This window comes from Aliiroseovarius subalbicans (genome assembly GCF_022678625.1).
In the GTDB taxonomy this organism is placed as follows: Bacteria; Pseudomonadota; Alphaproteobacteria; order Rhodobacterales; family Rhodobacteraceae; genus Aliiroseovarius_A; species Aliiroseovarius_A subalbicans.
In genome coordinates this window covers 1-26,053 of sequence record NZ_JALBYQ010000003.1, presented here as the reverse complement: position 1 = coordinate 26,053, position 26,053 = coordinate 1, and the positions used below count along the sequence as shown (strand labels likewise).

The following is a 26,053-nucleotide window of genomic DNA, read 5'->3' as shown; positions in this document are numbered from 1 at the left end:
GGCGCCTCCTTGCCCTTGTCGCTAGCATCCCGCGCGCCGCAGGAAAAGGCTTCGCGCCCGTTTCTGGACAACTTCAGTGCGCTGGTAACAATTCGTTAGGATTGCGAAAAAGTGCGGAAACCTTTGACCTCCAGAAATTTTACGGCAGGGTTGCAAGGGCAAGAATCGCCCTGAGCGATCGCGAACGTCGGACAGACCGACGGTGGGAGGACAATTTGGCACAAGAACTAGCCGCCGCTGGCGCGTTTGCTTCGATTCCGGCGCTGCTTGCGCGGAACGCGAAGGAATTCGCTGATCGCCCGGCATACCGGGAAAAAGAATTCGGGATCTGGCAGAGCTGGACCTGGGCAGAGACGGCCGAGGAAATCCAGAACCTCGCGCTGGGTCTTCTGGCGTTGGGGATCAACCGGGGTGACCACGTGGCCATCATTGGTCGCAACCGCCCGGCGCACTACTGGGCCATGGTGGCCGCGCAGAAGGTTGGGGCCGTTCCGGTGCCCCTGTACCAGGATGCCGTCACCGAAGAGATGGAATACGTGCTGGACCATTGCGGCGCACGTTTCGTGATCTGCGGAGACCAGGAACAGGTCGACAAGGTGATCGAGGTTCAGGACAAAATCCATCACATCGAACACGTGATCTATTTCGACAAGCGCGGCATGCGCAAATACGATCACAGCCACCTGAACTGGTATCACGACGTTCAGGACGAGGGCCGTGCGGCCCATGCCCGCCTGGAAGGTGAGATCGAGACGCGCGTTGCCGAGCTGGACTATGACAGCACCTGCGTGATGCTTTACACTTCGGGCACGACCGGCAAGCCCAAGGGCGTGGTTCTGTCCAACCGTAACATCGTTGAAAGTGCCAAGAATTCGAGCGAGTTCGACGCGCTGGGCGGCGGCGAAGATGTGCTGGCCTATCTGCCGATGGCCTGGGTTGGTGATTTCATCTTCTCGCTGGGGCAGGCGTATTGGACCGGGTTTTGCGTGAACTGTCCGGAAAGCCCGGACACGATGATGACCGACCTGCGTGAAATCGGGCCGACCTATTACTTCGCGCCGCCGCGGGTGTTTGAAACGCAGCTGACCAACGTCATGATCCGCATGAACGACAGCGGTGATCTGAAATACGCGTTGTTCCATCACTTCATGGATTTTGCCAAGACCACTGGCGAGAAATACGGCATGCCCAAGCGGCGTCTGGCCAAGCCGGACCTGAAACGCCGGGTCAAGACCGCGTGGAAATACGCGATGGGCGTCGGGTTCGCGATGGAAGCCGTCGTGGAAAACTCCATTCGCCTGTTCTTTGCCAAGATGCGTCACGGCAAGAACGTGCGCGACCACTTCAAGGCGAAGGATCCGATCCTTTTGAACCTGTATCGCGGCAATGTTCGCGATTACTTCAAGTATCGCATGGGCGACGTGCTGGTGTATGGCCCGTTGAAAAACACGCTGGGCTTCAGCCGTGTGCGCGTGGGCTATACGGCTGGGGAAGCGATCGGGCCGGAGATTTTCGAATTCTACCGCTCGCTTGGCATCAACCTGAAGCAGCTTTATGGCCAGACCGAAGCGACCGTGTTCATCACGGTGCAGCCCGATGGTGAAGTGCGCAACGACACGGTGGGCGTGCCGGCTCCGGGAGTTGAGATCAACATCGCGGACAATGGCGAAATCTTCTATCGCTCGCCCGGCACCTTTGTTGAGTATTACAACAACCCCGAAAGCACTGCAGACACCAAGGATGCGGAAGGCTGGGTCGCCACGGGTGACGCCGGTTTCTTCGAGGAGACGTCAGGCCACCTGCGCATCATCGACCGGGCCAAAGACGTTGGCAAAATGGCCGACGGCAGCCTGTTTGCGCCGAAATATGTCGAGAACAAGCTGAAGTTCTATCCCGATATTCTTGAGGCCGTGGTGTTCGGCAACGAACGCAACATGTGCACTGCCTTCATCAACATCGACCTGACCGCCGTGGGCAACTGGGCCGAGCGCAACAACATCGCCTACGCCTCGTATCAGGAACTGGCGGGTCACCCGCGGGTTCTGGATACGATCCAGGAGCACGTTGAAACGGTGAACAAATCGGTTGCTGAAGACCCGATGCTGTCGGGCTGCCAGATCCACCGCTTCCTGATCCTGCACAAGGAACTGGATGCTGATGACGGCGAAATGACCCGGACCCGTAAGGTGCGTCGCAAGATCGTCGAGGAGAAATTCGCCCCGCTGATCGATGCCTTCTATAGCGGCAAGGACGAACAATACATCGAAACCGAGGTCACCTATGAGGATGGCCGCAAGGGTTCGATCAACGCGACCCTGCAGATCCGCGATGCGGCTGTGCAGAACGTCAAACAGGGGATGGCGGCAGAATGAACGACATGAGTGCCGACAGCTATGTGACCGAGGACGGCCGCACCATTGGTGGCGTCGTCATGGAGATGAAGAACATCACCCTGCGCTTTGGTGGCGTTGTGGCGATCAAGGACATCTCGTTCGACATCCGCGAAGGCGAGATCCGTGCGATCATCGGCCCGAACGGGGCGGGCAAGTCCTCGATGCTGAACGTGATCAGCGGCTTTTACAAACCGCAAGAAGGCGAGGTGATGTATCGCGGCGAAAAGCGCCCGCCGATGAAGCCTTACCAGGTGGCCCAGCAGGGCATTGCCCGAACCTTCCAGAACATCGCGTTGTTTGATGGCATGTCCGTGCTGGACAACATCATGACCGGTCGCCTGAACAGCATGAATGCCTCGCTGCTCAGCCAGGCGGTGTGGTGGGGAAAGGCCCAGAAGGAAGAATTCGAGAACCGCGAGAAGGTCGAGAAAGTCATCGACTTCCTTGAAATTCAGGCGATCCGCAAGACGCCCGTCGGGCGCCTGCCTTACGGTCTGAAGAAGCGGGTTGAACTGGCGCGGGCGCTGGCCGCCGAGCCCAGCCTTTTGCTGCTGGACGAACCGATGGCCGGCATGAACGTCGAGGAAAAAGAGGACATGAGCCGCTTTATTCTGGATGTGAATGACGAATTTGGAACAACGATCGCCCTGATCGAACACGACATGGGCGTGGTCATGGACCTGTCCGACCGCGTGGTCGTGATGGATTACGGCAAGAAAATTGGTGACGGCACGCCCGACGAGGTGCGCAACAACCAGGATGTGATCGACGCCTATCTTGGCGTGGCGCACGACTGAGGGAAGAGATATGCCAGACCAACTACTCTTTGCGATCGAAGTCACCATGAACGGCCTGATGGCCGGGGTGCTTTACGCGCTCGTCGCGCTGGGCTTCGTCCTGATCTTCAAGGCCTCGGGCATCTTCAACTATGCCCAGGGCGTGATGGCGCTGTTCGCAGCGATGACACTGGTGGGGATCCAGAACGGCCAGGTGCCGTTTGCCCACCTGATCAACGCCGTGTTCGGCACCGAGGTGCACCATTTCGGGTGGCACGTGCCTGCCATTCTGGCGATTCTTCTGACCGCCTGTGTGATGGTGCTGTTCGCCTGGATCGTCGAACGCTATGTCCTGAAACACCTGGTGGGTCAGCCTGACATCATTCTGTTCATGGCCACCATCGGCCTTGCCTACTTCATGGAAGGTTTCGGCGACCTGATGTGGGGCGCGGACATCAAGAAACTTGATGTGGGTCTTCCCCAGGGCGGGTCGTTCTGGCTGGAGGAAAACACCGCCTGGCTTGGTGGCGAGGGCTTCTATGGCTTCTTCATCGACAAGCTGGATATGGTTGCGACCGTTGTTGCCGCCATCCTCGTCGCCTCGTTGGTTGCGTTTTCGCAATACACCAAGCAAGGCCGCGCGATGCGGGCCGTGGCGGACGATCACCAGGCCGCTCTGTCGGTTGGCGTGTCGCTGCGCTTCATCTGGGTGCTGGTCTGGTCGCTGGCGGGTTTCGTGGCGCTGGTCGCGGGCATCATGTGGGGCGCCAAGTCCGGCGTGCAGTTCTCGCTCAGCCTGATCGCGCTGAAGGCGCTGCCGGTGCTGATGCTGGGGGGCTTTACTTCGATCCCGGGTGCCATTGTCGGCGGTCTGATCATCGGTGTCGGTGAGAAGCTGTTTGAATTCCTGATCGGCGCGCCCTTCCTGGGCGGGGCCACTGAAAACTGGTTCGCCTACATGCTGGCGCTCCTCTTCCTCGTCTTCCGGCCGCAGGGCCTGTTCGGCGAAAAAATCATCGAGAGGGTCTAATCCATGCTGTATCGCGAAGCTGGTGATTTCAAAACGTCCTATCAAAAGGACAGCCAGACGTTTCCGCTCAAGTTTGATCGGATGGGGTATTGGACCGTCATGGTCGTCGCCTTTCTGGTGGTGCCGTTCGTCATCAACGACTACTGGGCCAACGCCGTGGCCGTGCCGTTTCTGATCTACGCGATCGCGGCGCTGGGGCTGAACATCCTGACCGGGTATGCCGGGCAGGTTAGCCTGGGCACCGGGGGCTTCATGGCTGTGGGCGCCTATGCTTGCTATAAGCTGATGACAATGTTCCCCGAAGTCAGCATGCTGGTCCACGTGGTCCTGGCCGGTGGCATTACCGCCCTGGTGGGCGTGCTGTTCGGCCTGCCATCACTGCGCATCAAGGGCTTTTACCTGGCTGTGGCCACGCTGGCCGCCCAGTTCTTCCTGGTGTGGCTGTTCAACAAGGTGCCGTGGTTCTACAACTACTCGGCCTCGGGCCAGATCAACGCACCCGAGCGCACCGTGTTCGGCATCATCGTCACCGGCCCCAACACCGAAGCCTGGGCGAAATACCTGTTCTGCCTGATCTTCGTGGTCGTGCTGGCCTGGATCGCGCGCAACCTGACGCGCGGCATGACGGGTCGTAAATGGATGGCGATCCGGGACATGGACATCGCGGCGGAAATCATCGGGGTGAACCCTCTGATGGCGAAGCTGACCGCCTTTGCCGTGTCGAGCTTCTTTGTCGGAATCGCAGGCGCGCTGTTCTTCTCGATCTACCTGGGCGCGGCCGAGGTGGGCGAAGCCTTCGGCATCCAGAAGTCGTTCCTGATCCTGTTCATGATCATCATCGGTGGTCTGGGCTCGATCTTCGGAAGCTTCGCGGGCGCGGCCTTCATGGTGCTGATGCCGGTGTTTTTGAAGAACGTGCTTGTGGGTGGCCTGGGTTGGCCGACCGACCTGGCGGCGCACCTGGAATTCATCATCGTTGGCGGTTTGATCGTGGTCTTCCTGATCCTCGAACCGCATGGCCTGGCGCAGCTCTGGCGCCTGACCAAAGAGAAACTGAGATTGTGGCCTTTCCCGCACTAAGCGGGGTGGACCAACCCGAAATCGCGACCCCACGACGGGCGCGACACTTGCAAACCTAGGGAGGAAAGCAAATGAACATGAAGAAAATCGCAGCGGCATCCGTTGCAGCCCTGATGGTGGGCACCCCGGTCCTGGCGGACCTGGTGTTCCCGTCGCTCAGCTACCGTACCGGCCCCTATGCCGCCGGCGGCATCCCCTATGCGGATGGCTATTCCGATTACTTCACCCTGCTCAACGAGCGTGACGGTGGTATCGGCGGCGCAGCCATCCAGGTTATCGAATGCGAAACCGGCTACAACACCGAAAAGGGTGTGGAATGCTACGAGTCGACCAAAGGTCAGGGCGCGCTGGTTTATAACCCGCTGTCGACCGGGATCACCTATCAGCTGATCCCCAAAGCTACCGCCGACAACATCCCGCTGTACACCCCGGGCTATGGCCGGACCTCGGCCGCGAACGGCAAAGTGTTCAGCCACGTGTTCAACTTCCCGGCCAACTACTGGAACGCTGCCTCGCTGGCCGTGAACCACCTGCTGGCTGAGAACGGTGGCGACCTGAACGGCAAGTCGGTCGCGCTGGTCTATCACAACTCCGCTTACGGCAAAGAGCCGATCCGGACCCTGGAAGGCCTGGCCGAAAAGCACGGCTTCAAGCTGACCGCGATCCCGGTGGATCACCCGGGTCAGGAGCAGAAATCGCAGTGGCTGCAAATCCGCCGCGAGAAGCCTGACTATGTCCTGATGTGGGGCTGGGGCGTGATGAACCAGGTTGCGATCCAGGAAGCCGCCAACATCCGTTTCCCGATGGAAAACTTCGTCGGCGTGTGGTGGTCGGGTGGTGACCACGATGTGGCACCGGCTGGCGAATCTGCCACCGGCTACAAGGCTGTGACCTTCCACGCGGTTGGCTCGGACTTCCCGGTGTTTGACGACATCCAGAAGCACGTTGTCGAGACCGGCAAGGCTGCTGGCGCTGGCGACAACATCGGCAAGGCGATCTACAACCGCGGCGTCTATGCCGCCATGTTGATGGCCGAAGCTGTGAGCAAGGCTCAGGAAATCCACGGCACGCCGGACATCACCGCTGCGATGATGCGCGACGGCATGGAAGCCCTGGAGATCACCGACGCGCGCATGGCCGAGCTGGGCATGGGCGGTTTTGGTCCGGCCTTCTCGGTCAGCTGTGAAAACCACGGCGGCCCGGGCACCGGCGCGATCCAGCAATGGGACGGCGCTGCCGGCACATGGTCGCTGATCTCGGAGTTCGGTGGGTCGGATATGGATGTGATCCAGCCGCTGATCGACGCTGACTCGGCCGCCTACGCTGCTGAAAACAACATCGAGGCGGGCTGCAACTAAGCCCCCCGAAGCAACAAGGTCCGGGCCCTGTCATGGGGCCCGGATATCCCAAACGCACATGAAGCAGGACGACCAAGATGCTGGACGCCGGAGAGAGCCAAGAGACCCTTCTGGAGGTCAACAATATCGAGGTGATCTACAATCACGTCATCCTCGTGTTGAAAGGCGTGAGCCTGAAGGTGCCCAAGGGTGGCATCACCGCCCTGCTGGGTGGGAACGGCGCAGGCAAGACCACGACGCTGAAGGCCATTTCCAACCTTCTGCATTCCGAACGCGGCGAAGTGACCAAGGGCACGATCGACTACCGCGGTGAGAACGTGGCGATGTCGAGCCCCGCCGAGCTGGTGCGCAAAGGCGTCATCCAGGTGATGGAAGGCCGCCATTGTTTCGAACACCTGACCGTCGAAGAAAACCTGCTGACCGGGGCCTATACCCGCACCGACGGCAAGGCTGCGGTTAATGCTGACCTTGAGATGGTCTACAACTATTTCCCGCGCCTGCGTGAGCGGCGCAAATCCCAGGCGGGCTATACCTCGGGTGGCGAACAGCAGATGGTCGCGATGGGTCGCGCTTTGATGAGCCGCCCGGAATGCATCCTGCTGGACGAACCGTCGATGGGTCTGGCGCCGCAGCTTGTGGAAGAGATCTTCACCATCGTGAAGGACTTGAATGAAAAGGAAGGCGCGACCTTCCTGCTGGCCGAACAGAACACCAACGTCGCGCTGCGGTTCGCCCACTACGGCTATATCCTGGAATCGGGTCGTGTCGTGATGGACGGTCCGGCCGACGAATTGCGCGAAAACCCGGATGTGAAGGAATTCTATCTGGGCATGTCTGACGAGGGGCGCAAATCGTTCCGCGACGTGCGGTCCTATCGCCGCCGGAAGCGTTGGCTGGCCTGATGCTTCAGACCTTTTCAAACCATGGGAATGCGACCGGAAACGGGCTACGCAGTCTCCCGCTTCATCTCGTCGATGCGTTCAAGCGCTTCTTCGCGGGTGTTGCGGACGTTCGGACGGAAGCCCTGGCTTTCGGCCCGCATACGGATGGTTTCCTCGGTCTCAGAGCCCGGGGCGTAACGCACGGACCCCAGCGCAAAGGACAGGTTCAGGTGCTTGCCGCGGCGGGCATAGCTGACCCAGGCCGCGTTGTGGATGCGGCTTGCTTCGTAATTCACCAGAAAGAACCACTTGCGCCCGGTCGCGATGATCGCATCCTCGATCGTGTCATAGACCAGATCGACGTCGCCGGAATGGCGGAAGACGAGGTTCGAGAAATCGACCTCCATGATCTCGTCATCCTCGACGAAATTCAGCCGCGCCAGGATGTCCTGGGCCGTGTATTGCGGCGTGCGGTCCAGTTTGGCGCGTCGCTGGGTCTTGAAATCCTTCAGCCGCACAAGCGCGTTGTCGCGGTCGGCAAACAGGTTCGGGTTGTAGTTCTCGGTGCCTTGGGTGCGCGCGATCTCGCGCCGCGTGTCGTCGCTTTCATCATACCGGACCGCGCCCTGGCTGTGTGCCTTGTGCAGCGCCTTGCCGCGACGGGTGTAGGTGAACCAGGCGGCAGGGTCGACGCGTTCGCCGGCGAAGTTCACCAGAAAAAACCACTTCTCCTCACCGGTCGCGTCGATCAGCTCTTCGATCTGGTCGAAAACGGCGTTCACATCCGCCGAACTGGTCAGCCTGAGGTTCGAAAAATCGACCTCCATGATCTGCGCTTCGTCGTCGAAGCGGATACGCTGGGCCATATCGAGCGTCATGACGCACCTGTCCTTTCACCGTCGCAGAAATATTCTGCGTTGCGGCGAAAGATACTCGAAACACTACGCAGTATACAAATGCATACGGCGGGATTGCGGGTAACTGCCGCATTCTTGCCACGCCAGTCACGAAAGGGTTTTGTTCATGTCCCAGTATTTTGACACGTTGGAGACCCGCTCGTCCGACGAACGCGCGGCGGATTTGGCCACGTCCCTTCCGGGACAAATCGCGCGCGCAAAGACCCTTGCAGGATACGCGGCCAGCCTTACCGATGTCGACCCTTCGGCAGTGACGTCGGCGGAAGCACTCGCATCGCTGCCGGTTCTGCGCAAGTCCGAGATCGGCGCGGCGCAAGCCGAAGATGGCCCGCTGGGGGGCTATGCGGCCCTGCCGACGCACAAGTTCGCGCACATCTTTCAAAGCCCGGGCCCGATCTATGAACCCGGTGGCGTGGGCCACGATTGGTGGCGCATGGGCCGGTTTCTGAAGGCCTGTGGCATTGGCGAAGGCGACATTGTCCAGAACTGTTTCGGTTATCACCTGACACCCGCCGGCATGATCTTTGAAAACGGTGCGCGTGCCGTGGGCGCCGCCGTTGTGCCGGCCGGGGTCGGCCAGACCGAGCTTCAGGTCCGCGCGGCCGCTGACATCGGCACCACCGCCTATGCCGGCACGCCGGATTATCTGAAGATCATCCTGGACCGCGCCGATGCCGATGGTGTGAAGCTGAAGATCACCAAGGCCGCCGTCGGCGGGGGCGCATTGTTCCCGTCGTTGCGCCAAGAATACGCTGATCGCGGCATCACCTGCCTGCAAAGCTATGCCACCGCCGATCTGGGCAACATCGCTTATGAAAGCCCGGCTATGGAGGGGATGATCATCGACGAACACGTGATCGTCGAAATCGTGCGCCCCGGCACCGGTGATCCGGTCGCGCCGGGCGAGGTGGGCGAAGTCGTGGTCACCACGTTGAACCCCGATTATCCGCTGATCCGTTTCGCCACAGGCGATCTGTCCGCTGTTCTGCCGGGGGAAAGCCCCTGTGGTCGGACCAACATGCGCATCAAAGGCTGGATGGGCCGCGCCGATCAGACTACCAAGATCAAGGGCATGTTCGTACGCCCCGAACAGGTCGCCGCTTTTGTCGCCAAACATGACGACGTGACCCGCGCCCGCGTCATCGCCGCCCGCGAAGGGGAAAGCGACGTGATGGTGGTGCAGGTTGAAACCGATGCGACCGACCCGGCCGCTTATGCAGGCTCCATTGCCGAGACGCTGAAGCTGAAGGGCAAGGTTGAACTGGTCGCCAAGGGCAGCCTGCCCAATGACGGCAAGGTCATCGAAGACACGCGCAGTTACGACTGACGCAAGGGTTGCCTCCCGGAAAAGCCCCGTGGCCGAAAGGCGCGGGGTTTTTCTATTTCTGCATCACATAGGTGCCGGGGGCCGGGGCAAGTGGGGGCAGGGATTTAGCGCCCATCTTCGGCGGTTTCGCCTCCCCGCTGGAGTGGGTCTTCAGCCAGTCCCGCCAAGCCTGCCACCAGCTGCCTTCAACCGGGTCGTGCTTTGTGACCCAGCTGTCGGGGTCCATGTAGTTCACCCCTGGCCTGCGATGGCCCAACCGGTAATGCCGGTGTTTGTGACCCGGTTCTGATAGAATGCCACCGTTGTGGCCGCCCGAGGTCAGGCAGAACCGCAGGTCGCCCTCGGTGAACAAAGTGGCCTTATAGACCGATTTCCACGGTGCGATGTGGTCCTTTTCCGTGCCCAGCACGAAGAAGGGCGCGTCGATATCTTTCAACGCGATGACCTTGCCATCCACCGCGAAGCGTCCGGCGGTCAGGCGGTTTTCCAAAAACAGGCTGCGCAGGTATTCCGAATGCATGCGATAAGGCATTCGGGTGGCGTCGGCGTTCCAGGTGACGATGTCGGCCTGGGCGTCCTCCTGCCCCAGCAGATAGCGGTCGAGCATCCGGCCCCAAACCAGGTCACGGGCGCGCAGAGAGCGGAAGGCGGACGCCATCTGGTCGCTTTGCAGAATCCCCTGGTCCCACATCATGTCCTCAAGGAAGGCCACCTGGCTTTCGTCAAGGAACAGCATCAACTCTCCGGCTTCGGTGAAATCGGTCTGTGCGGCCAAAAGTGTGATCGACGCCAGACGGTCGTCTTTCTCACGCGCCATCGTGGCGGCTGCGATCGACAGGATCGTGCCACCCAGACAATAGCCGGTGGCGTGGATCTTCTGTTCCGGCACGATCTTTCCGATCGCGTCCAAGGCGGCCATCACGCCCTTGCGGCGGTAATCATCCATCGACGATTCACGCAGCTCATCGGTCGGGTTGACCCAAGATATGGCAAAAACCGTGAAGCCCTGACCAACCAACCAAGCGATCAGAGAGTTCTCGGGGCTAAGGTCGAGAATGTAGTATTTCATGATCCAGGCGGGAACGATCAGGATCGGTTCTGCCTGCACCTTGTCTGTGCTGGGGGCGTATTGGATCAGCTCGAACAGCTCGTTTCTATACACCACCTCGCCAGGGGTGCAGGCGATGTTGCGCCCCACCTCGAAATCCGTCGGGCATTCGGGGCATTCACCGGTCATCTGAAGTTGCAGGTCCCGCGCCAAAAGTTGCGCGCCCTTTGTAAGGTTGGCACCACCCTGCGTCGCGGTTTCCTCGATCACGTTCGGGTTCAGGGCGGGGATGTTGCTGGGGGACAGCGCATCCAGCGCCTGGTGGGTCATGAAATTCACCCGGTTGATATTCGCCGCACGCGCGCCGCGCACGGGCTGTGTGGCGGCGTCCCACCAGTCCTCGGTGGCAAGGAAGCTTTGCTTCCACAGCGATAGGGGCAGGGTATTCCAGGCCGCGTGGGCAAAGCGATGGTCGTCGGGCGCAGCGGTGAAAGCATCGCCGTTTACTGCTTCGGTCGCTAGTTTCATCGCGTTTTCGCGCGCATGTTCTAACAACTCCAGTTGCCGACCAGGGGCGCGGGCCATGTGGGTGAACCAATCGGCCCAGGCCGCCATCGCCGCATTCGGGGATTGCCCCCCGGTCATACGGGCTGTCATCGCGCGGGTGACGCGATCCAGCGTTTCATAGGGGTGCGGGGTTTTGGATTCGTCCGACATGGCTCACCGAGTATTGTGCAGTTGCAGAATTTGACCGTAACTATGTGGCAAAACGATGAAATTGAACAGAAATACCCTGCGCAGATTGCCGCAGGGCGATCGGGTGGACGCAAAAGAAAAGGCCCGCCAGGTTTCCCTGCGGGCCATTTCAATGAAAAGCTCGGTGAAAGGTCTGATGACCTTAGCCCTGGCGGGCTTTAAACCGGCGCTGCGTCTTGTTGATGACGTAGACACGGCCTTTACGGCGCACAACGCGGCAATCGCGATGGCGATTTTTCAGCGAGCGGAGCGAGTTGCGGACTTTCATGGTCCTTCTCCTTCAACGCGGCGCTGCGGTTGCGCCTAGAGTTCTGTTTTGCCGGCCAGGCCGACGGTTCATGGTGGGCGATACTGGGATCGAACCAGTGACCCCTTCGATGTCAACGAAGTGCTCTACCGCTGAGCTAATCGCCCGGAATTTCCGATTGGGCTGACGAACCCAAACGCACACGACGCGGGAAGACCCGCGCCGGTCCGCTGGTCTATAAAAGGAGTCGCCCGGGTGTTCAAGGGCTTTTGATGCGGGAAATTTGCACTAATATGAAGGCGGAAGGAACACGGATGCCGAAAACGCCCTATACGCTAACCATGCCGTCCACCCGGACGACCAGCGTGGTCTTTGCGTCGCCACACAGCGGGCGGGATTATCCGTGGTCGTTTACCCGGCGGTCGGTTCTGGATGAATGCGCGATCCGGTCGTCCGAGGACGCCTTCGTGGACCGCCTCTATGCTGCAGCGCCGGACTATGGCGCACCGTTTCTGGCCGCAAATGCTCCGCGGGCCTTCGTGGACATGAACCGCGCGGCGGAGGACCTGGATCCCGCCCTGATCAAAGGGTTGCGCAAAACCGGACAGAATCCACGCGTCGCCTCTGGGCTTGGAGTGATTCCCCGCGTGGTGGCGGGTGGGCGAGAGATTTATCGTGGCAAACTGACCTTGGGCGAAGCGCAAGGGCGGCTGACAGACCACTGGCATCCGTATCACCGAAAACTTCAGGAGCTTCTGGACGGCAGCCTCGCTTTATTTGGTGAGGCGATCCTGATCGATTGCCACTCGATGCCGCACGAAGCGATCGACAACCTATGCCGAAATCAGCGCCGCAAACCAGAGGTCGTCTTGGGCGACCGATTCGGATCCTCGGCCAGCGCAGAGATCGTGGACCGGATCGAAGCGGCGTTTGCCGCGGCCGGGTTTTCCGTGGCGCGCAACGCACCGTTTGCCGGTGCTTACATGGTGCAGCACTATGGCCGCCCGTCGCGCGGGCAGCACGTGGTGCAGATCGAGATAGACCGTTCATTGTACATGAACGAGCGAAAGATCCGCCCGAACGGCAACTTTTCCCATCTTCAGGCGATCCTGACCGAGATCATATCCGAGGTGGCAGATATAGGCCGGTCCAAGCTTCCCCTCGCCGCCGAATAGTGCCTCCCTCCGCTGGCCCGGATATTACCGTGTGCCGCAAGTTAGCGGATGGAACGACCTTTGAGGATTGCCCCGTCACCATATCGGGCGCGGATGGCGTCGGTGGCCTGTTCGGCACGGCGCCGTTGCGCTGCACCCGGATCCAACAGGTCACCGGACAGATCGGAACCGGTGGCTGGACCAAGGTCGCTGATCCCAACTCCGATCAGGCGAAAGGGTCCTTCGCGGGCCACAAGGTCGAACAGGTCACGCGCGGTGCGGTAGATGCGGTCGGCGGATTGAGTCGTGTCTGGCAGGCTGACCCGCCGCGACAGGGCCGAATGGTTCGCGCGTTTCAGTTTTACCGTGACCACGCGACCTGCCATGTCCTTGGCCTTGGCCCGGTCCGAGACCTTCTCTGACAATCGCCACAGGTGGCCGTCCAGAATGTCCGGGTCGGCGGTGTCCTCGAAAAAAGTGGTTTCGTTCGAAATCGATTTCATCGGTTCATGCGACGACACGCGACGCCGGTCCTGGCCTCGGGCCAGGTGCCACAGCCTGTCGCCCATGCCACCAAACCGTGCGTGCAGGTCCTGACGATCCCAGCGCAACAGGTCGGTGAAGGTCCGGATCCCAGCCTTCTCCAATGACGCCTGCATCGCCGGGCCCACGCCCCAGATCATCCGCACCGGTTTGTCACGCAGAAAGTCAGCGGTCTCGGCCTTGCCGATCACCGAAAAGCCGCGCGGCTTGTCGAGATCCGAGGCGACCTTGGCAAGAAATTTGTTGTGCGACAGGCCGATTGACCCGGTCAGGCCCAGCTCCTCATCCATGCGTTTCACCAGCCCGGCCAGCATTACCGCCGGGGGCTGCCCGTGCAGTTTCTCGGTCCCGGTCATGTCGATGAAAGCCTCGTCCAGCGACAGCGGTTCGATCGCGGGGGAGAGCTCATCCATCAGCGCGCGGATCTGTTTTGACACGGCTGCATAATGCGATCCGCGTGGTTTGATCACCACGGCCTCCGGGCACAGTTTCAGCGCCTGGAACATCGGCATCGCCGATTTCACCCCGCGAATGCGCGCGACATAGCAGGCGGTGGAGACCACGCCGCGCTTGCCGCCGCCGATGATCACCGGCTTGTCGGCAAGGTCGGGATTGTCGCGTTTTTCCACGCTGGCATAAAAAGCATCGCAATCCATATGCGCGATCGACAGGTCGAACAGCTCGGGGTGCGAAAGCACCCGCGGGCTGCGGCAGGCCGGGCAGCGGCGACCGGTCTCGAACGTGGTCAGGCAATCTTTGCACAGGGCGGGCATGGAGGCAGGATAAACCAGTGTCCGGGCGGGTTCCACGGCAAAGCGCGGTGCGCGTTTTGCTTGAAAACGTTGGGGTTTGCCCCCATATCGTCTGCATTGAACAAAAAGAGTGGACAGGAGTTATCATGGACAAATCGGACCTTCTGGGGCAGCTTTTGGGCGCAGATATCGTGCTGCTTTTGCTGGCCGTCTTCATTATCGTCAGCATCTTTCTGGGTGTGCGCATCGTGCCGCAGTCGGAAAAGTACGTGGTCGAACGCTTTGGTCGGTTGCAAAAGGTTTTGGGCCCGGGGATCAACTTCATCGTTCCGTTCCTGGACCGGGTGCGCCACAAGGTGTCGATCCTTGAGCGCCAGTTGCCGACTGCTTCGCAGGACGCGATCACCAAAGACAACGTTTTGGTGCAGGTCGAAACCTCGGTGTTTTATCGGATCCTTGAGCCGGAAAAGACTGTGTATCGGATCCGTGACGTAGACGCAGCGATTGCAACCACCGTGGCAGGCATCGTGCGGGCCGGGATCGGCGAAATGGACCTGGACGAGGTTCAGTCGAACCGCCAGCAATTGATCGACAAGATCAAGCAGCAGGTGGCGGATGCTGTTGATGACTGGGGGATCGAGGTCACCCGTGCCGAGATTTTGGACGTGAATCTGGATCAGGCAACGCGCGAGGCGATGTTGCAGCAGTTGAACGCCGAGCGGGCACGCCGCGCACAGGTGACCGAGGCCGAAGGGTCGAAACGGGCGGTTGAACTGAACGCGGATGCTGAGCTTTATGCCGCCGAGCAGATTGCCAAAGCGCGCCGGATTTCCGCGGACGCCGAGGCGTATGCAACCGAGGTCGTGGCCAAGGCGATCAAGGAAAACGGCATTGAAGCGGCGCAGTATCAGGTTGCCCTGAAGCAGGTTGAAGCCCTGACCGCTGTCGGGGTTGGTGAAGGCAAGTCGACCGTGATTGTGCCCGCGAATGCGCTGGACGCCTTTGGGGACGCCTTCAACATGTTGAAAGGAAAACCGTCGTGATGATGTGGGATATCTGGTGGGTGTGGGTTGCCGGAGCGCTGGTGCTGGCCATCCTTGAGATTTTCGCCCCCGGTTTCATTTTCCTGGGCTTCGCGATCGGAGCCGCCGTTGTGGGTGGGTTGATGGCGCTGGGTTTGGGTCTGACACTGCCGTGGCTGCTTGTCGGTTTTGCGGTCGTGTCGCTGATCGCCTGGATCGTGATGCGGCAGGCCTTTGGCGTGCGCAAGGGACAGGTGAAAACCTGGGACACTGATATCAACGAGAACTGAAGGGGTAGAGGTCGGAACGCCTCCCCTCCTCGAAGTTCCCGCCCACCCTCCCCACTCCGAGGAGGGGAGGCGTCGACACATGGCAAGGGGGCCGCGCGCAAGCGAGGCCCCCTTTGTCATGCGCGAACGCAGTGAGCGCCGGTCGACTCCGAAGAGGACGGCGTAGCCGTCTGATGCGGAGGCGATCCAGCGGGTTGGCGCCGCGTCTATGTCGACTTGAGTTCGGCCAGAACCGCTTCGGCCGCAGCCCGTGGGTCTGCGGCGTTTCGGATCGGGCGCCCCACCACGATGTGATCCACCCCGTCTGCGATGGCCTGCGCAGGCGTTGCGACCCGTTTCTGGTCGCCAAGCGCGGTCCCCGCCGGGCGCACGCCGGGCGTCACGATCAGCTTGCCCTCGGCCTCGGGCAAGGCGCGGATCAATGCGGCCTCTTGCGGCGAGGCGATGACGCCATCCGCCCCGGTCGACAGCGCGATGGCGGCGCGTTCCAGCACCAGGTCCTGTACGTTGCCGGGTTTGATCAGCGACGCATCCAGATCATTGCGATCCAGCGACGTCAGGATCGTCACCGCCAGGATCTTCATGTCCTTTCCGCCTTTGCCTTCCTGCGCCGCGCGCACCACGTGCGGGTCGCCATGCACGGTCAGGAAGTCCAGGTCGAACTGCGCCAATCCACGCACCGCCGCTTCGACCGTGTTGCCGATGTCGAACAGTTTCATATCCAGGAAAATACGTTTGCCTCGCTCGGACTTCAGCTCATTGGCAAGGGCAAGTCCGCCGCCGGTCAACATGCCCAGCCCGATCTTGTAGAAACTCACCGCATCGCCCAGCGTGTCGGCAAGTTGCAGACCTTCGAGTGCGTTGGGAACGTCAAGGGCTACGATCAAGCGGTCGTCGGGCAATGTGGGCATGGGGCGGCTCCTTAGAATGCGGTTGTCCGGATGTGGGCCACGCATCGCGAAAGGTCAAGCCGCAGCGATTTTCGCCTGGGAGAGGTCGACCTTGATCTCTTCTTCGCCATTGCGGAACCCGGGCATGCGTCGGGCCTGCCGCAAGGCGTCGGTGATCAGATCGTACAGCACAAGGGTTGAAGGACAATCCTCGGGCTGATTTACCCGGCACAGAAAGTGGAGGCTGTTGTCCGATCGGTTCGATGCGCAAATCTTCATCGACACATGACCAACATGGGCGACACCGTCAAAATGCAGGCCGGAAACTTCGATATTCGTGACACGCATGGGGCACCCTTTACTCTGGCCAAACTTTCGCCCCGCACACGCCGTTCCGAAAGGTGAAGTATCGCGGCATTCTCCCCCCACTTGATCCCCTTGGCGCGTGACCCCATCTATCTTTCAAGGCCCGAAACAGGGATGTGCCGCCGGGCGGGCATTCCAGGAGATGGGCGCTTGTAGAAGGAGAGAGAGATGAATTTGGAAAAATTCACCGAGCGGTCGCGTGGTTTCATGCAAGCCGCACAGACGATCGCAATGCGCGAAAATCATCAGCGCCTTGCCCCCGAGCATCTGCTCAAGGCCCTTATGGATGACGAAGACGGCATGGCCGCGAACCTGATCCGTAAGGCGGGCGGGGAGCCCAAGCGCGTGACCGATGCGGTGGACGCGATCATCGCCAAGACCCCGAAGGTCACCGGCGATGCCAGCCAGATTTACATGGACAATGCCACCGGTCGGGTGATCGACGAGGCTGAAAAGCTGGCCAAGAAAGCGGGCGACAGCTTCGTGCCGGTTGAACGGCTCCTGACCGCGCTGGCGGTTGTGAAATCCAAGGCGCAAGAGGCGCTGGATGCCGGTGCCGTTGACGCCAAGAAGCTGAACGCCGCGATCAATGACGTGCGTAAGGGGCGCACGGCAGATAGCGCGTCGGCCGAGGACACGTATGAGGCGCTGTCGAAATACGCGATGGACCTGACCGAGGCGGCCGAACAGGGCAAGATCGACCCGATCATCGGCCGTGACGAAGAAATCCGCCGTGCCATGCAGGTTCTGTCGCGCCGCACCAAGAACAACCCGGTTCTGATCGGTGAACCCGGCGTGGGTAAAACCGCAATCGCCGAAGGTCTGGCCCTGCGCATCATCAACGGCGACGTGCCTGAAAGCCTGAAGAACAAGAAGCTTCTGGCGTTGGACATGGGGGCCTTGATTGCCGGTGCGAAATACCGCGGTGAATTCGAAGAGCGGCTGAAGTCGGTCCTGAACGAAGTCACCGATGCGGCCGGCGAAATCATCCTGTTCATTGATGAAATGCACACGCTGGTTGGCGCGGGCAAAGGCGATGGCGCGATGGACGCGGCCAACCTGATCAAACCCGCCCTTGCGCGCGGTGAATTGCACTGTGTGGGCGCCACGACGCTGGATGAATACCGCAAGTATGTGGAGAAAGACGCGGCCCTGGCCCGCCGGTTCCAGCCGGTGATGGTCGAAGAGCCCACCGTGGAAGATACGATCTCGATCCTGCGGGGCATCAAGGAGAAGTACGAACTGCACCACGGGGTGCGGATCAGCGACTCGGCCTTGGTGGCGGCGTCCACGCTCAGCCACCGGTACATCACCGACCGGTTCCTGCCCGACAAGGCGATTGACCTTATGGATGAGGCCGCCAGCCGCCTGCGCATGGAGGTGGATTCAAAGCCCGAGGAACTGGACGCGCTGGATCGGCAGATCCTGCAAATGCAGATCGAGGCCGAAGCGCTGCGCGCCGAAGATGACAAGGCGTCGAAAGACCGGCTTGAGAAGCTGGAGCTGGAACTGGCCGAGTTGCAGGAAAAATCTGGCAGCCTGACCGCCAAGTGGCAGGCCGAGCGCGATAAGCTGGAAGGCGCGCGCGACCTCAAAGAGCATCTGGACCGCGCCCGCGCCGAGTTGGACATTGCCAAGCGCGAAGGCAACCTGGCCAAGGCGGGCGAGCTGTCTTACGGCATCATTCCCGAGCTTGAGAAAAAGCTGGACGAGGCCGAAAGCGCCGAGGCCGAAGCGATGGTCGAAGAGGCCGTGCGCCCGGAACAGATCGCCCATGTGGTCGAACGCTGGACCGGTATCCCGACCTCGAAAATGCTGGAAGGCGAGCGTGAAAAGCTTTTGCGCATGGAGGACGAGCTGGGTCGTCGCGTGATCGGGCAACGCTCTGCGGTGACTGCGGTCTCGAACGCCGTGCGCCGGGCGCGCGCGGGTCTGAACGACGAAAACCGACCCTTGGGCAGTTTCCTGTTCCTGGGCCCGACCGGCGTTGGCAAGACCGAGCTGACCAAGGCCGTGGCCGAGTTCCTGTTCGATGACGACAGCGCGATGGTTCGTATCGACATGTCCGAGTTCATGGAGAAGCACGCGGTCGCCCGTCTGATCGGCGCGCCTCCGGGCTATGTGGGCTATGACGAGGGGGGCGTGCTGACCGAAGCAGTGCGGCGCCGGCCTTATCAGGTCGTGCTGTTTGACGAGGTCGAAAAGGCGCACCCGGATGTGTTCAACGTGCTGCTTCAGGTGCTGGATGACGGCGTGCTGACCGATGGTCAGGGCCGCACGGTGGACTTCAAGCAGACGCTGATCATCCTGACCTCGAACCTGGGCGCGCAGGCGCTGAGCCAGCTGCCCGAGGAGGCCGACAGTTCCGCCGCCAAGCGCGACGTGATGGACGCGGTTCGGGCACATTTCCGGCCCGAATTCCTGAACCGTCTGGATGAGACGATCATCTTCGATCGCCTCTCGCGCCCGGATATGGACGGGATCGTGGATATCCAGCTTGGCCTGTTGGTCAAACGGCTGTCGCGCCGTGGGATCGGGTTGGAGATGGACGCGGATGCCCGTAAGTGGCTGGCCGACGAAGGCTATGACCCGGTATTCGGCGCCCGACCTTTGAAGCGCGTGATCCAGCGCGCGGTGCAAGACCGGTTGGCCGAGATGTTGCTGTCGGGTGACGTGATGGACGGCGACACGATCGCGGTCAGCGCGGGGGCCGAAGGGCTGATCATCGGCGACCGGGTTGGCAACACCAACCGCCCAGCCCCCGATGACGCGGTGGTGCACTGATCCATCGCTAAACCAAAATGACGCGCGGTCAGGCTAGGAGCTTGGCCGCGCGTTTGCGTAGGCTACCCCGGCGAACCGGGAGGGCCAGATGAAACGTATCGACGCATTGCTGGAGGAATACGGCGAAAGCCACCAGAACCCCGTGAACAAGGTGGTGCATTGGGTCTGCGTGCCCGTCATCGTCTGGACCGTGATGGCCGGGCTTTATGCACTGCCCATGCCGGGAGGTATAGCTGGGTTGAACTGGCTGACCCTCGTGATGGTGTTGGCGTTGATCTACTACGTGATCCTGTCGCCCACGCTGGCAATTGGCATGTTGGGCTATCTGGTGATGGGATACTGGATCATCCACACGATCGAAGCCACATCGCCCTGGCCGCTGTGGCAGGTGGCCGCGTTGATCTTCGTGCTGGCCTGGATCGGGCAGTTCTGGGGGCACATGGTCGAGGGCAAGAAGCCGTCGTTCCTGAAGGATGTACAATTCCTGCTGATCGGGCCTGCATGGCTTCTCAGCTTTGTCTACAGGCGGCTGGGGATCCCGGTCTGAAACCCCCAGCGCCGATTTCTTAACCCAGCAGCAGCGGGTCTGCGAGGATGAAATCGCTGTTGTCCAGGTCGCCCATGTCCACACCCTTCAGCGTGATCACATCGCGATCCGACAGGGTTATGACCACATCGGCACCAACCTGGGCCATGTTGAGCTCGCTCACATCGGTGATGCCCAGACCGACGACGTCCAGAAGATCGGTGCCGTCCTGGAAATCCATGATCGTGTCGGCGCGGGTGCGGTCGTCTTCGAAGACGAACACGTCAGCGCCGGAGCCGCCGGTCATCTTGTCGTCGCCCTTGCCGCCGATCAGGATGTCATTGCCCGATCCGCCGTCCATCACGTCCTTGCCAGCCCCGCCGATCAGGGTGTCGGACCCAGCGTCGCCCCAGATCTTGTCATTGCCGTGCTCACCGATCAGCGTGTCGCCTCCGTTGCCACCATAGATGCGGTCGTTGTTGGCGCCGCCGTTGATCATGTCATTGCCGTCCTGGCCGAACAGAAGGTCGTTCGAGGCCATGCCGAAGATCGTGTCGTTGCCAGCCCCGCCTTTGACCTGGTCCTTGCCGGATCCCGCGTCGATCACGTCATTGCCTTCGCCGCCATCGACATAATCTTCGCCCGCGCCAGCTGTGATGTCGTCGTTGCCGTCATAGCCATAGACCTTGTCGGACCCGTCGCCCGCATCCACCGTGTCGTCGCCACCGGTCAGGTGCAGCACATCCGCGCTGCCCGTGCCCACGACCGGCGGGGGGGTATCCAGCACAAAGTCGCTGGCGTCCAGGTCGCCCGCGTCGATGCCCAGTACGGTCACTTGTTTGCCATTGCCAAACCCGATCACCACGTCGCCGCCGATCTGGGTGAAGACCAGCTGATTGGTCGTGAATATACCAAGCGCCGAGACGTCGATCACGTCGGAGCCATCCGAGAAATCGGTGATCGTGTCCGAGCCGACATTCCCGGCAAACACGAAGGTGTCGTTACCCGAGCCGCCGGCCAGCATGTCATTCCCTTCGCCGCCGTTCAGGGTGTCCATGCCGGACCCGCCGTTCAGGGTGTCGTTGCCCGCGTCACCCGATAAGGTGTCGCTGCCGCCATCGCCGTTCAGGACGTCTTCGCCATTGCCGCCCTGGATGTCGTCGCCGCCATCGCCGCCGGACAAGGTGTCATCGTCGTTGCCGCCGTCAATCGTGTCCGCGCCTTCACCACCCAGGATCGTGTCGTCGCCATTGTCCCCAAACAGCGTATCGTTGTTGTTGCCGCCGTCTATCACGTCGTGCCCGGTGCCGCCGGACACGAAGTCGTTTCCGCCGCCGGTCGAGATCGTGTCGTTCCCGCCTTCACCCAGCACGGTGTCGTCACCGCCATTTGTCGTGATGTTGTCCGAGCCGCCATTTCCGTTCACGAAATCGTCGTCATTGCCCGTTGCGATGTTGTCCGCATTGTCGGCGCCCACCACGACTTGCACATCTGCCGCTCCGTTCGAGGCGAATACGTCCTCGGGAACCAGCACACCATCAACCAGGTTGAAGGTGCCGTTGTCGGCCGGGGCCGTCTCAAGAATGCCTGCGTCCGCCGTGTCCGGGTCATTGTCAGTCAAAACTCCGCCTACCAGCGACAGCGACGCGCCCGACAGCGTGGTCATAGCAGCCCCCGGCGCGTCGCCGGTGATGTGATAGGCCAGAAGGCCCGCCAGAACCGCCCAGGGATCGCCTTGACCCAACAGGGTGGCAGACTCGATCAGATACGCCTGCGCACCCGCTTCATCGCTGCCGGTGAAACCCATGCTCTGGGCTGCTGCAATCATCGCCGCGTCGGTTGGGATGAAGGCCGAAAGACCCGCGCCACCGGACAGCGCGCCGGACAGGTTCGCGCCGGTATTGGCATCGACCAAGGCCACGAGGTTGGCAAAGATCTCGGTGTCAGGACGGGTGTTGATTGTCGCAAGCAGCGTGGGCATGGCAAATTCCTAATGGTGCGTCTCAATACGGGACCGGACGGGGTCCGGATGCGCGATAGGAATGCCTCTCGAATGACTTTGTCTTTTTATATTTTTCCACATTGTGGACAGAGGCCTGACACATTTTCAACACATTTCTTGCTTGCACATCCGTGAGTTGTGCATTTGGTGGCAATGCGAAAACGATCACGTGTATGTTGCGATTACTGGGTTGAATTCGCGAACAATAAACCCCGCGCTTTCACGTAAAAAGGTGCTGGGGCTGGCTTCAGATCGCAGCTTGCGACAGGTTGAAGAAAAGAAGGAGGGCGCAATGGAATCGATGATTTGGGTGCTTGAGGTTCTGGCACTTGTGCTGGTCTTTGCCGTAGGTTTCTTCTTGGCGCTGGTGATCGTGCTTTATCTGATCGACAGGCTTCAAACTGGGGATGCGGTGCGGCGCAACTATCCTGTCATCGGGCGGTTTCGGCACCTCTTCACCGCCTTGGGCGAGTTCTTCCGCCAGTACTTCTTTGCGATGGACCGCGAAGAGCTGCCATTCAACCGTGCGCAACGCGATTGGGTCGAGCGGGCGGCAAGCGGGCACGGTAACACGGTCGCCTTCGGGTCCACCCGCAACCTGAACGTGGTTGGCACGCCGATCTTCGTGAACGCGGCCTTTCCGCCGCTGGACAATCAATATGCCAGCACTGCGCCACTGGTGATCGGCGCCGGTGCGCGGGTGCCGTTCGAGGCGAAAAGCATCTTCAACCTGTCCGGCATGTCCTATGGCGCGCTGTCCCAGCCTGCGGTTGTGGCGCTGAGTATGGGCGCGAGGAAGGCAGGGATCTGGATGAACACCGGCGAAGGTGGGCTGTCCCCCTGGCACCTGAAAGGGGGTGCCGACATAGTCTATCAAATCGGCACGGCGAAATATGGTGTGCGCGATGCGGACGGTAAGCTGTCCGATGACAAGCTGCGCGAGGTCGCGGCGCACAATCAGGTAAAGATGTTCGAGTTGAAGCTGGCACAGGGCGCCAAGCCCGGCAAGGGCGGCATCCTGCCCGCCGCGAAGGTCAACGCCGAGATCGCGGCGATCCGGGGTATCCCGGAGGGTCAGGCCAGCATGTCACCCAACCGGCACGAAGAGATCGACGATTGGGGCACCCTTCTGGACACGATCGGGCATATCCGCGAGGTGACGGGCAAGCCGGTGGGTTTCAAGACCGTTGTCGGCGCAGTTGAGCCGTTTGCCGAGCTGTTCGATCTGATTTCGCATCGCGGGGAGGCCTGCGCGCCGGACTTCATCACCATTGATGGTGGCGAAGGCGGCACGGGCGCGGCACCGATGCCTCTGATCGACCTGGTCGGCATGCCGATCCGCGAAAGCCTGCCGCTGATCTGCGATCTGCGCGATCAGCGCGGGCTGCACGACCGGATCCGGCTGGTGGCCTCGGGCAAGCTGGTCAATCCCGGCGACGTGGCCTGGGCGCTGTGCGCGGGCGCGGATTTCGTGACCAATGCGCGCGGGTTCATGTTCAGCCTGGGCTGCATCCAGGCGCTGAAGTGCAACAAGAACACCTGCCCCACAGGGATCACCACCCATGACCCGGCGTTGCACAAGGGTCTGGTGCCGGAGACCAAGTTCGAAAAGGTCGCGGCCTATGCCGATTGCATCACCCATGAGGTCGAGACCATCGCGCATTCCGTCGGCGTGGCCGAGCCGCGCCAGATGCGGCGGCGACACGTGCGGTTGGTGCAATCGGACGGCCACTCGATCCCGATGAACGAGCTGTTCCCCAGCTACTCCCCCCGTCCCGAAGGGTAATTGTTACAGCGCACCAACACCTTCGTGAGATCATGTGCTTTGGCTTTGATCGGATGCTGGCTTAGGTCAGGATCAGGACAAAGCAAAAGGACGCTCTGACATGGGTTTCAAGACCGATCTGAAATACGCCGACATCACGCCGAAGGCGGATTACCTGAACCGGCGGCAACTGATGGTGGGTCTTGGCGGCCTTGGCCTGGGGGCAATTGCCGGGCCGTCCTTCGGCGCCGGGCAGTATTCGACGGATGAGGCGCCCAACACGCTCAAGGAAATCACCGCCTACAACAACTTCTATGAGTTTGGCACTGGCAAGGAAGACCCGGCGCGCAATGCGCATACGCTGACGACCGACCCGTGGTCGGTGAAGATCGACGGCCTGGTGGACAATCCGGGCAACTATGACCTGGCCGACATCCTGGGCGGTGTGGACATCGAAGAACGGATCTATCGCTTCCGCTGTGTCGAGGCCTGGTCGATGGTGATCCCCTGGAACGGGTTCCAGCTGTCCCAGCTGTTGAACCGCGTGGGCGTGCAGTCGTCCGCCAAATACGTCTATTTCGAAACGCTGGTGCGGCCCGAGGAAATGCCGGGGCAGAAACGCGCCATTCTGGATTGGCCGTACCGCGAAGGGCTGCGGCTGGACGAAGCGATGCACCCGCTGACCCTGATGGCCACGGGAATTTATGGCGAGGACCTGCCGAACCAGAACGGCGCGCCGATGCGTCTGGTTGTGCCGTGGAAATACGGGTTCAAGTCGATCAAATCGATTGTGCGCATCAGCCTGACGGACAAGCAGCCCGAAGCCACCTGGAACATGCAAAACCCGCGCGAATACGGGTTCTATTCCAACGTGAACCCGCGCGTCAGCCATCCGCGATGGTCACAGGCCACCGAACGCAAGATCGGTGGTGGGCTGTTTTCCAAGAAGCAGGACACGCTCATGTTCAACGGTTATGGCGACGAGGTCGCGCACCTTTATGACGGCATGGACCTGAGCAAGAACTTCTGAGCGATGAACATTCTCAACCACTTTCTGCGCAAGATCCCGATCTGGCTTGTCTACTTTGTCGGCCTCACCCCGCCGCTTTGGCTTCTGTATCAGGGCTTCACCGGGGGGCTGGGGGTCGAGCCGATCAAGGCCTTGGAGCACGAACTGGGCGAACTGGGGCTTCAGGCGCTGATCCTGGGCCTCGCGGTCACGCCGCTCAGACGGTTCGCCGGGCTGAACCTGATGCGGTTTCGCCGCGCGATTGGGGTGCTGACCTTCTACTATATCGCGTGCCACCTGCTGGTCTGGCTGGTGCTGGATGTGCAGATATTGGCGCAGATCTGGGCCGACATTCTGAAACGTCCCTATATCACCATCGGGATGGTCGGGTTCGTGCTTTTGGCCCCCTTGGCGGTGACGTCGAACAATTGGTCGGTGCGCAAACTGGGCGCGCGCTGGCGCAAGCTGCACAAGCTGGTCTATCCGGCGGCCGTGTTGGGGGCCGTGCATTTTGTGATGCTGGTCAAAGGCTGGCAGGTGGAGCCGCTGATCTATCTGGGCGTTATCCTTGGCCTTCTGGCCCTGCGTCTGACCCCGCGCCGGACCCTGGCGCGGGCCTGAGGGCCGTTTTGTGGGCTGTGACGGCTGAGAGCGGTGCCCGACTCGCTTTGATTCTTGCTTCGAGTCGCCCGAAAGATGGTTTTCCGACAGCAATCCCTGTGGATAACTCTGCACCGCAGCATTCGGGCTTGGTTCACCGCCCGGAAACCGGCAAATTTTGTTGCGACAGCGGACGTGTTTCGGTTGTTTCCTTTCGCAACCTGCTCTTTTTCCTCAAAAAAACGGGGGATGCGCAAAAAAACGCACCTTTGTGAAAAAAAGCACTTGCGGCCCCGGAAGCTGCGGCCTAAACACCCCCTCACCGAAGCGGCGGCAACGCAGCAACGGGGCGCCAGACGGGCCACAGCGGAAACGCACCGGCAACGAGACGCAGACGAATATCGGAGATGATACAGGCGGGGCGCGCTGAATCTTACGGCGCATCTCAGTTTATGTTGTCTCCACGTTCTTTGACATTGATGATATCTGAAGAGATATGTGGGCGGTTTGGTTTATTTCGATGAACAAACAACTGCA

Annotated in this window: 22 protein-coding genes and 1 tRNA gene; 15 read left to right on the top strand and 8 right to left on the bottom strand. The window is 60.9% G+C overall.

Features of this window, described 5'->3' with window-relative positions; all coding sequences use genetic code 11:
* The first annotated feature begins 215 nt into the window (after nt 1–215).
* From MN188_RS10540 to MN188_RS10515, 6 genes are all read left to right on the top strand, one after another.
* On the top strand, nt 216–2,372 hold the full coding sequence (locus tag MN188_RS10540; RefSeq protein ID WP_242108986.1) for an AMP-binding protein: 2,157 nt from the start codon (nt 216–218) through the stop codon (nt 2,370–2,372).
* Nucleotides 2,369–3,190: an ABC transporter ATP-binding protein gene (locus MN188_RS10535; RefSeq protein ID WP_242108985.1), complete on the top strand. Its 822-nt coding sequence runs from the start codon at nt 2,369–2,371 to the stop codon at nt 3,188–3,190. Before MN188_RS10540 ends, MN188_RS10535 begins: the two co-directional genes overlap by 4 nt.
* A gap of 10 nt (nt 3,191–3,200) precedes the next feature.
* Entirely contained in the window at nt 3,201–4,199 is a 999-nt protein-coding gene (locus MN188_RS10530; protein WP_242108984.1) for a branched-chain amino acid ABC transporter permease, read from the top strand.
* A gap of 3 nt (nt 4,200–4,202) precedes the next feature.
* Nucleotides 4,203–5,279: a branched-chain amino acid ABC transporter permease gene (locus MN188_RS10525; RefSeq protein ID WP_242108983.1), complete on the top strand. Its 1,077-nt coding sequence runs from the start codon at nt 4,203–4,205 to the stop codon at nt 5,277–5,279.
* Nucleotides 5,280–5,356: 77 nt separating this feature from the next.
* The gene (locus MN188_RS10520; protein WP_242109485.1) at nt 5,357–6,637 is read left to right on the top strand and encodes an ABC transporter substrate-binding protein; all 1,281 of its coding nucleotides are present in this window, start codon (nt 5,357–5,359) and stop codon (nt 6,635–6,637) included.
* Between the two features lie 77 nt (nt 6,638–6,714).
* Nucleotides 6,715–7,539 (top strand): ABC transporter ATP-binding protein, encoded by an 825-nt coding sequence (locus tag MN188_RS10515; protein ID WP_242108982.1) that lies wholly within the window; start codon nt 6,715–6,717, stop codon nt 7,537–7,539.
* Nucleotides 7,540–7,583: 44 nt separating this feature from the next.
* On the opposite strand, the gene MN188_RS10510 is transcribed toward MN188_RS10515, so the two are convergent.
* Complete coding sequence (locus tag MN188_RS10510; protein ID WP_242108981.1) at nt 7,584–8,396, bottom strand: hypothetical protein; 813 nt, start codon at nt 8,394–8,396, stop codon at nt 7,584–7,586.
* A 145-nt stretch (nt 8,397–8,541) separates the two neighbouring features.
* Between MN188_RS10510 and MN188_RS10505 the strand changes: the two genes are divergently transcribed.
* A complete protein-coding gene (locus MN188_RS10505) occupies nt 8,542–9,762 on the top strand; it encodes a phenylacetate--CoA ligase family protein (RefSeq protein WP_242108980.1) in 1,221 nt (406 codons plus the stop codon).
* Nucleotides 9,763–9,814: 52 nt separating this feature from the next.
* On the opposite strand, the gene MN188_RS10500 is transcribed toward MN188_RS10505, so the two are convergent.
* From MN188_RS10500 to MN188_RS10490, 3 genes are all read right to left on the bottom strand, one after another.
* The gene (locus MN188_RS10500) at nt 9,815–11,527 is read right to left on the bottom strand and encodes a PHA/PHB synthase family protein (RefSeq protein WP_242108979.1); all 1,713 of its coding nucleotides are present in this window, start codon (nt 11,525–11,527) and stop codon (nt 9,815–9,817) included.
* Nucleotides 11,528–11,708: 181 nt separating this feature from the next.
* Nucleotides 11,709–11,834, bottom strand: coding sequence for a type B 50S ribosomal protein L36 (gene ykgO, locus MN188_RS10495; protein WP_005850168.1), 126 nt, complete (start codon nt 11,832–11,834; stop codon nt 11,709–11,711).
* Between the two features lie 71 nt (nt 11,835–11,905).
* Nucleotides 11,906–11,980, bottom strand: a tRNA-Val gene (locus MN188_RS10490).
* Nucleotides 11,981–12,127: 147 nt separating this feature from the next.
* On the opposite strand from MN188_RS10490, the gene MN188_RS10485 reads away from it, so the two are divergent.
* A complete protein-coding gene (locus tag MN188_RS10485; protein WP_242108978.1) occupies nt 12,128–12,988 on the top strand; it encodes an N-formylglutamate amidohydrolase in 861 nt (286 codons plus the stop codon).
* A 41-nt stretch (nt 12,989–13,029) separates the two neighbouring features.
* Here the strand turns inward: MN188_RS10485 and MN188_RS10480 are convergent, their stop codons facing one another.
* Entirely contained in the window at nt 13,030–14,283 is a 1,254-nt protein-coding gene (locus MN188_RS10480) for a DNA polymerase IV (protein ID WP_242108977.1), read from the bottom strand.
* Nucleotides 14,284–14,408: 125 nt separating this feature from the next.
* On the opposite strand from MN188_RS10480, the gene MN188_RS10475 reads away from it, so the two are divergent.
* Together MN188_RS10475 and MN188_RS10470 are read left to right on the top strand one after the other, a co-directional pair.
* Nucleotides 14,409–15,305 (top strand): SPFH domain-containing protein, encoded by an 897-nt coding sequence (locus MN188_RS10475; RefSeq protein ID WP_242108976.1) that lies wholly within the window; start codon nt 14,409–14,411, stop codon nt 15,303–15,305.
* Nucleotides 15,305–15,574 carry an NfeD family protein gene (locus tag MN188_RS10470; protein ID WP_242109484.1) on the top strand — a complete coding sequence of 90 codons (270 nt, stop codon included), beginning with the start codon at nt 15,305–15,307 and terminating at the stop codon, nt 15,572–15,574. The genes MN188_RS10475 and MN188_RS10470 overlap by 1 nt, the downstream gene beginning before the upstream one ends.
* A gap of 206 nt (nt 15,575–15,780) precedes the next feature.
* Here the strand turns inward: MN188_RS10470 and pyrF are convergent, their stop codons facing one another.
* Together pyrF and MN188_RS10460 are read right to left on the bottom strand one after the other, a co-directional pair.
* Nucleotides 15,781–16,485, bottom strand: a complete 705-nt coding sequence (gene pyrF / locus MN188_RS10465) for an orotidine-5'-phosphate decarboxylase (RefSeq protein WP_242108975.1) — start codon at nt 16,483–16,485, stop codon at nt 15,781–15,783.
* A 54-nt stretch (nt 16,486–16,539) separates the two neighbouring features.
* Nucleotides 16,540–16,812 carry a hypothetical protein gene (locus MN188_RS10460; RefSeq protein WP_242108974.1) on the bottom strand — a complete coding sequence of 91 codons (273 nt, stop codon included), beginning with the start codon at nt 16,810–16,812 and terminating at the stop codon, nt 16,540–16,542.
* Nucleotides 16,813–16,998: 186 nt separating this feature from the next.
* Here MN188_RS10460 and clpB point away from each other — a divergent pair, with 186 nt between their 5' ends.
* Together clpB and MN188_RS10450 are read left to right on the top strand one after the other, a co-directional pair.
* Nucleotides 16,999–19,614 (top strand): ATP-dependent chaperone ClpB, encoded by a 2,616-nt coding sequence (clpB, locus tag MN188_RS10455; RefSeq protein WP_242108973.1) that lies wholly within the window; start codon nt 16,999–17,001, stop codon nt 19,612–19,614.
* An 88-nt stretch (nt 19,615–19,702) separates the two neighbouring features.
* Nucleotides 19,703–20,161, top strand: coding sequence for an Mpo1 family 2-hydroxy fatty acid dioxygenase (locus MN188_RS10450; protein ID WP_242108972.1), 459 nt, complete (start codon nt 19,703–19,705; stop codon nt 20,159–20,161).
* A gap of 19 nt (nt 20,162–20,180) precedes the next feature.
* Here MN188_RS10450 and MN188_RS10445 read toward each other — a convergent pair whose 3' ends face one another.
* The gene (locus MN188_RS10445; protein ID WP_242108970.1) at nt 20,181–22,121 is read right to left on the bottom strand and encodes a calcium-binding protein; all 1,941 of its coding nucleotides are present in this window, start codon (nt 22,119–22,121) and stop codon (nt 20,181–20,183) included.
* A 313-nt stretch (nt 22,122–22,434) separates the two neighbouring features.
* On the opposite strand from MN188_RS10445, the gene MN188_RS10440 reads away from it, so the two are divergent.
* From MN188_RS10440 to msrQ, 3 genes are all read left to right on the top strand, one after another.
* Entirely contained in the window at nt 22,435–23,928 is a 1,494-nt protein-coding gene (locus MN188_RS10440) for an FMN-binding glutamate synthase family protein (protein WP_242108968.1), read from the top strand.
* A gap of 100 nt (nt 23,929–24,028) precedes the next feature.
* The gene (gene msrP / locus MN188_RS10435; protein WP_242108966.1) at nt 24,029–24,937 is read left to right on the top strand and encodes a protein-methionine-sulfoxide reductase catalytic subunit MsrP; all 909 of its coding nucleotides are present in this window, start codon (nt 24,029–24,031) and stop codon (nt 24,935–24,937) included.
* Nucleotides 24,938–24,940: 3 nt separating this feature from the next.
* Nucleotides 24,941–25,537, top strand: a complete 597-nt coding sequence (gene msrQ, locus MN188_RS10430; RefSeq protein WP_242108963.1) for a protein-methionine-sulfoxide reductase heme-binding subunit MsrQ — start codon at nt 24,941–24,943, stop codon at nt 25,535–25,537.
* The last annotated feature ends 516 nt before the right edge of the window (nt 25,538–26,053 follow it).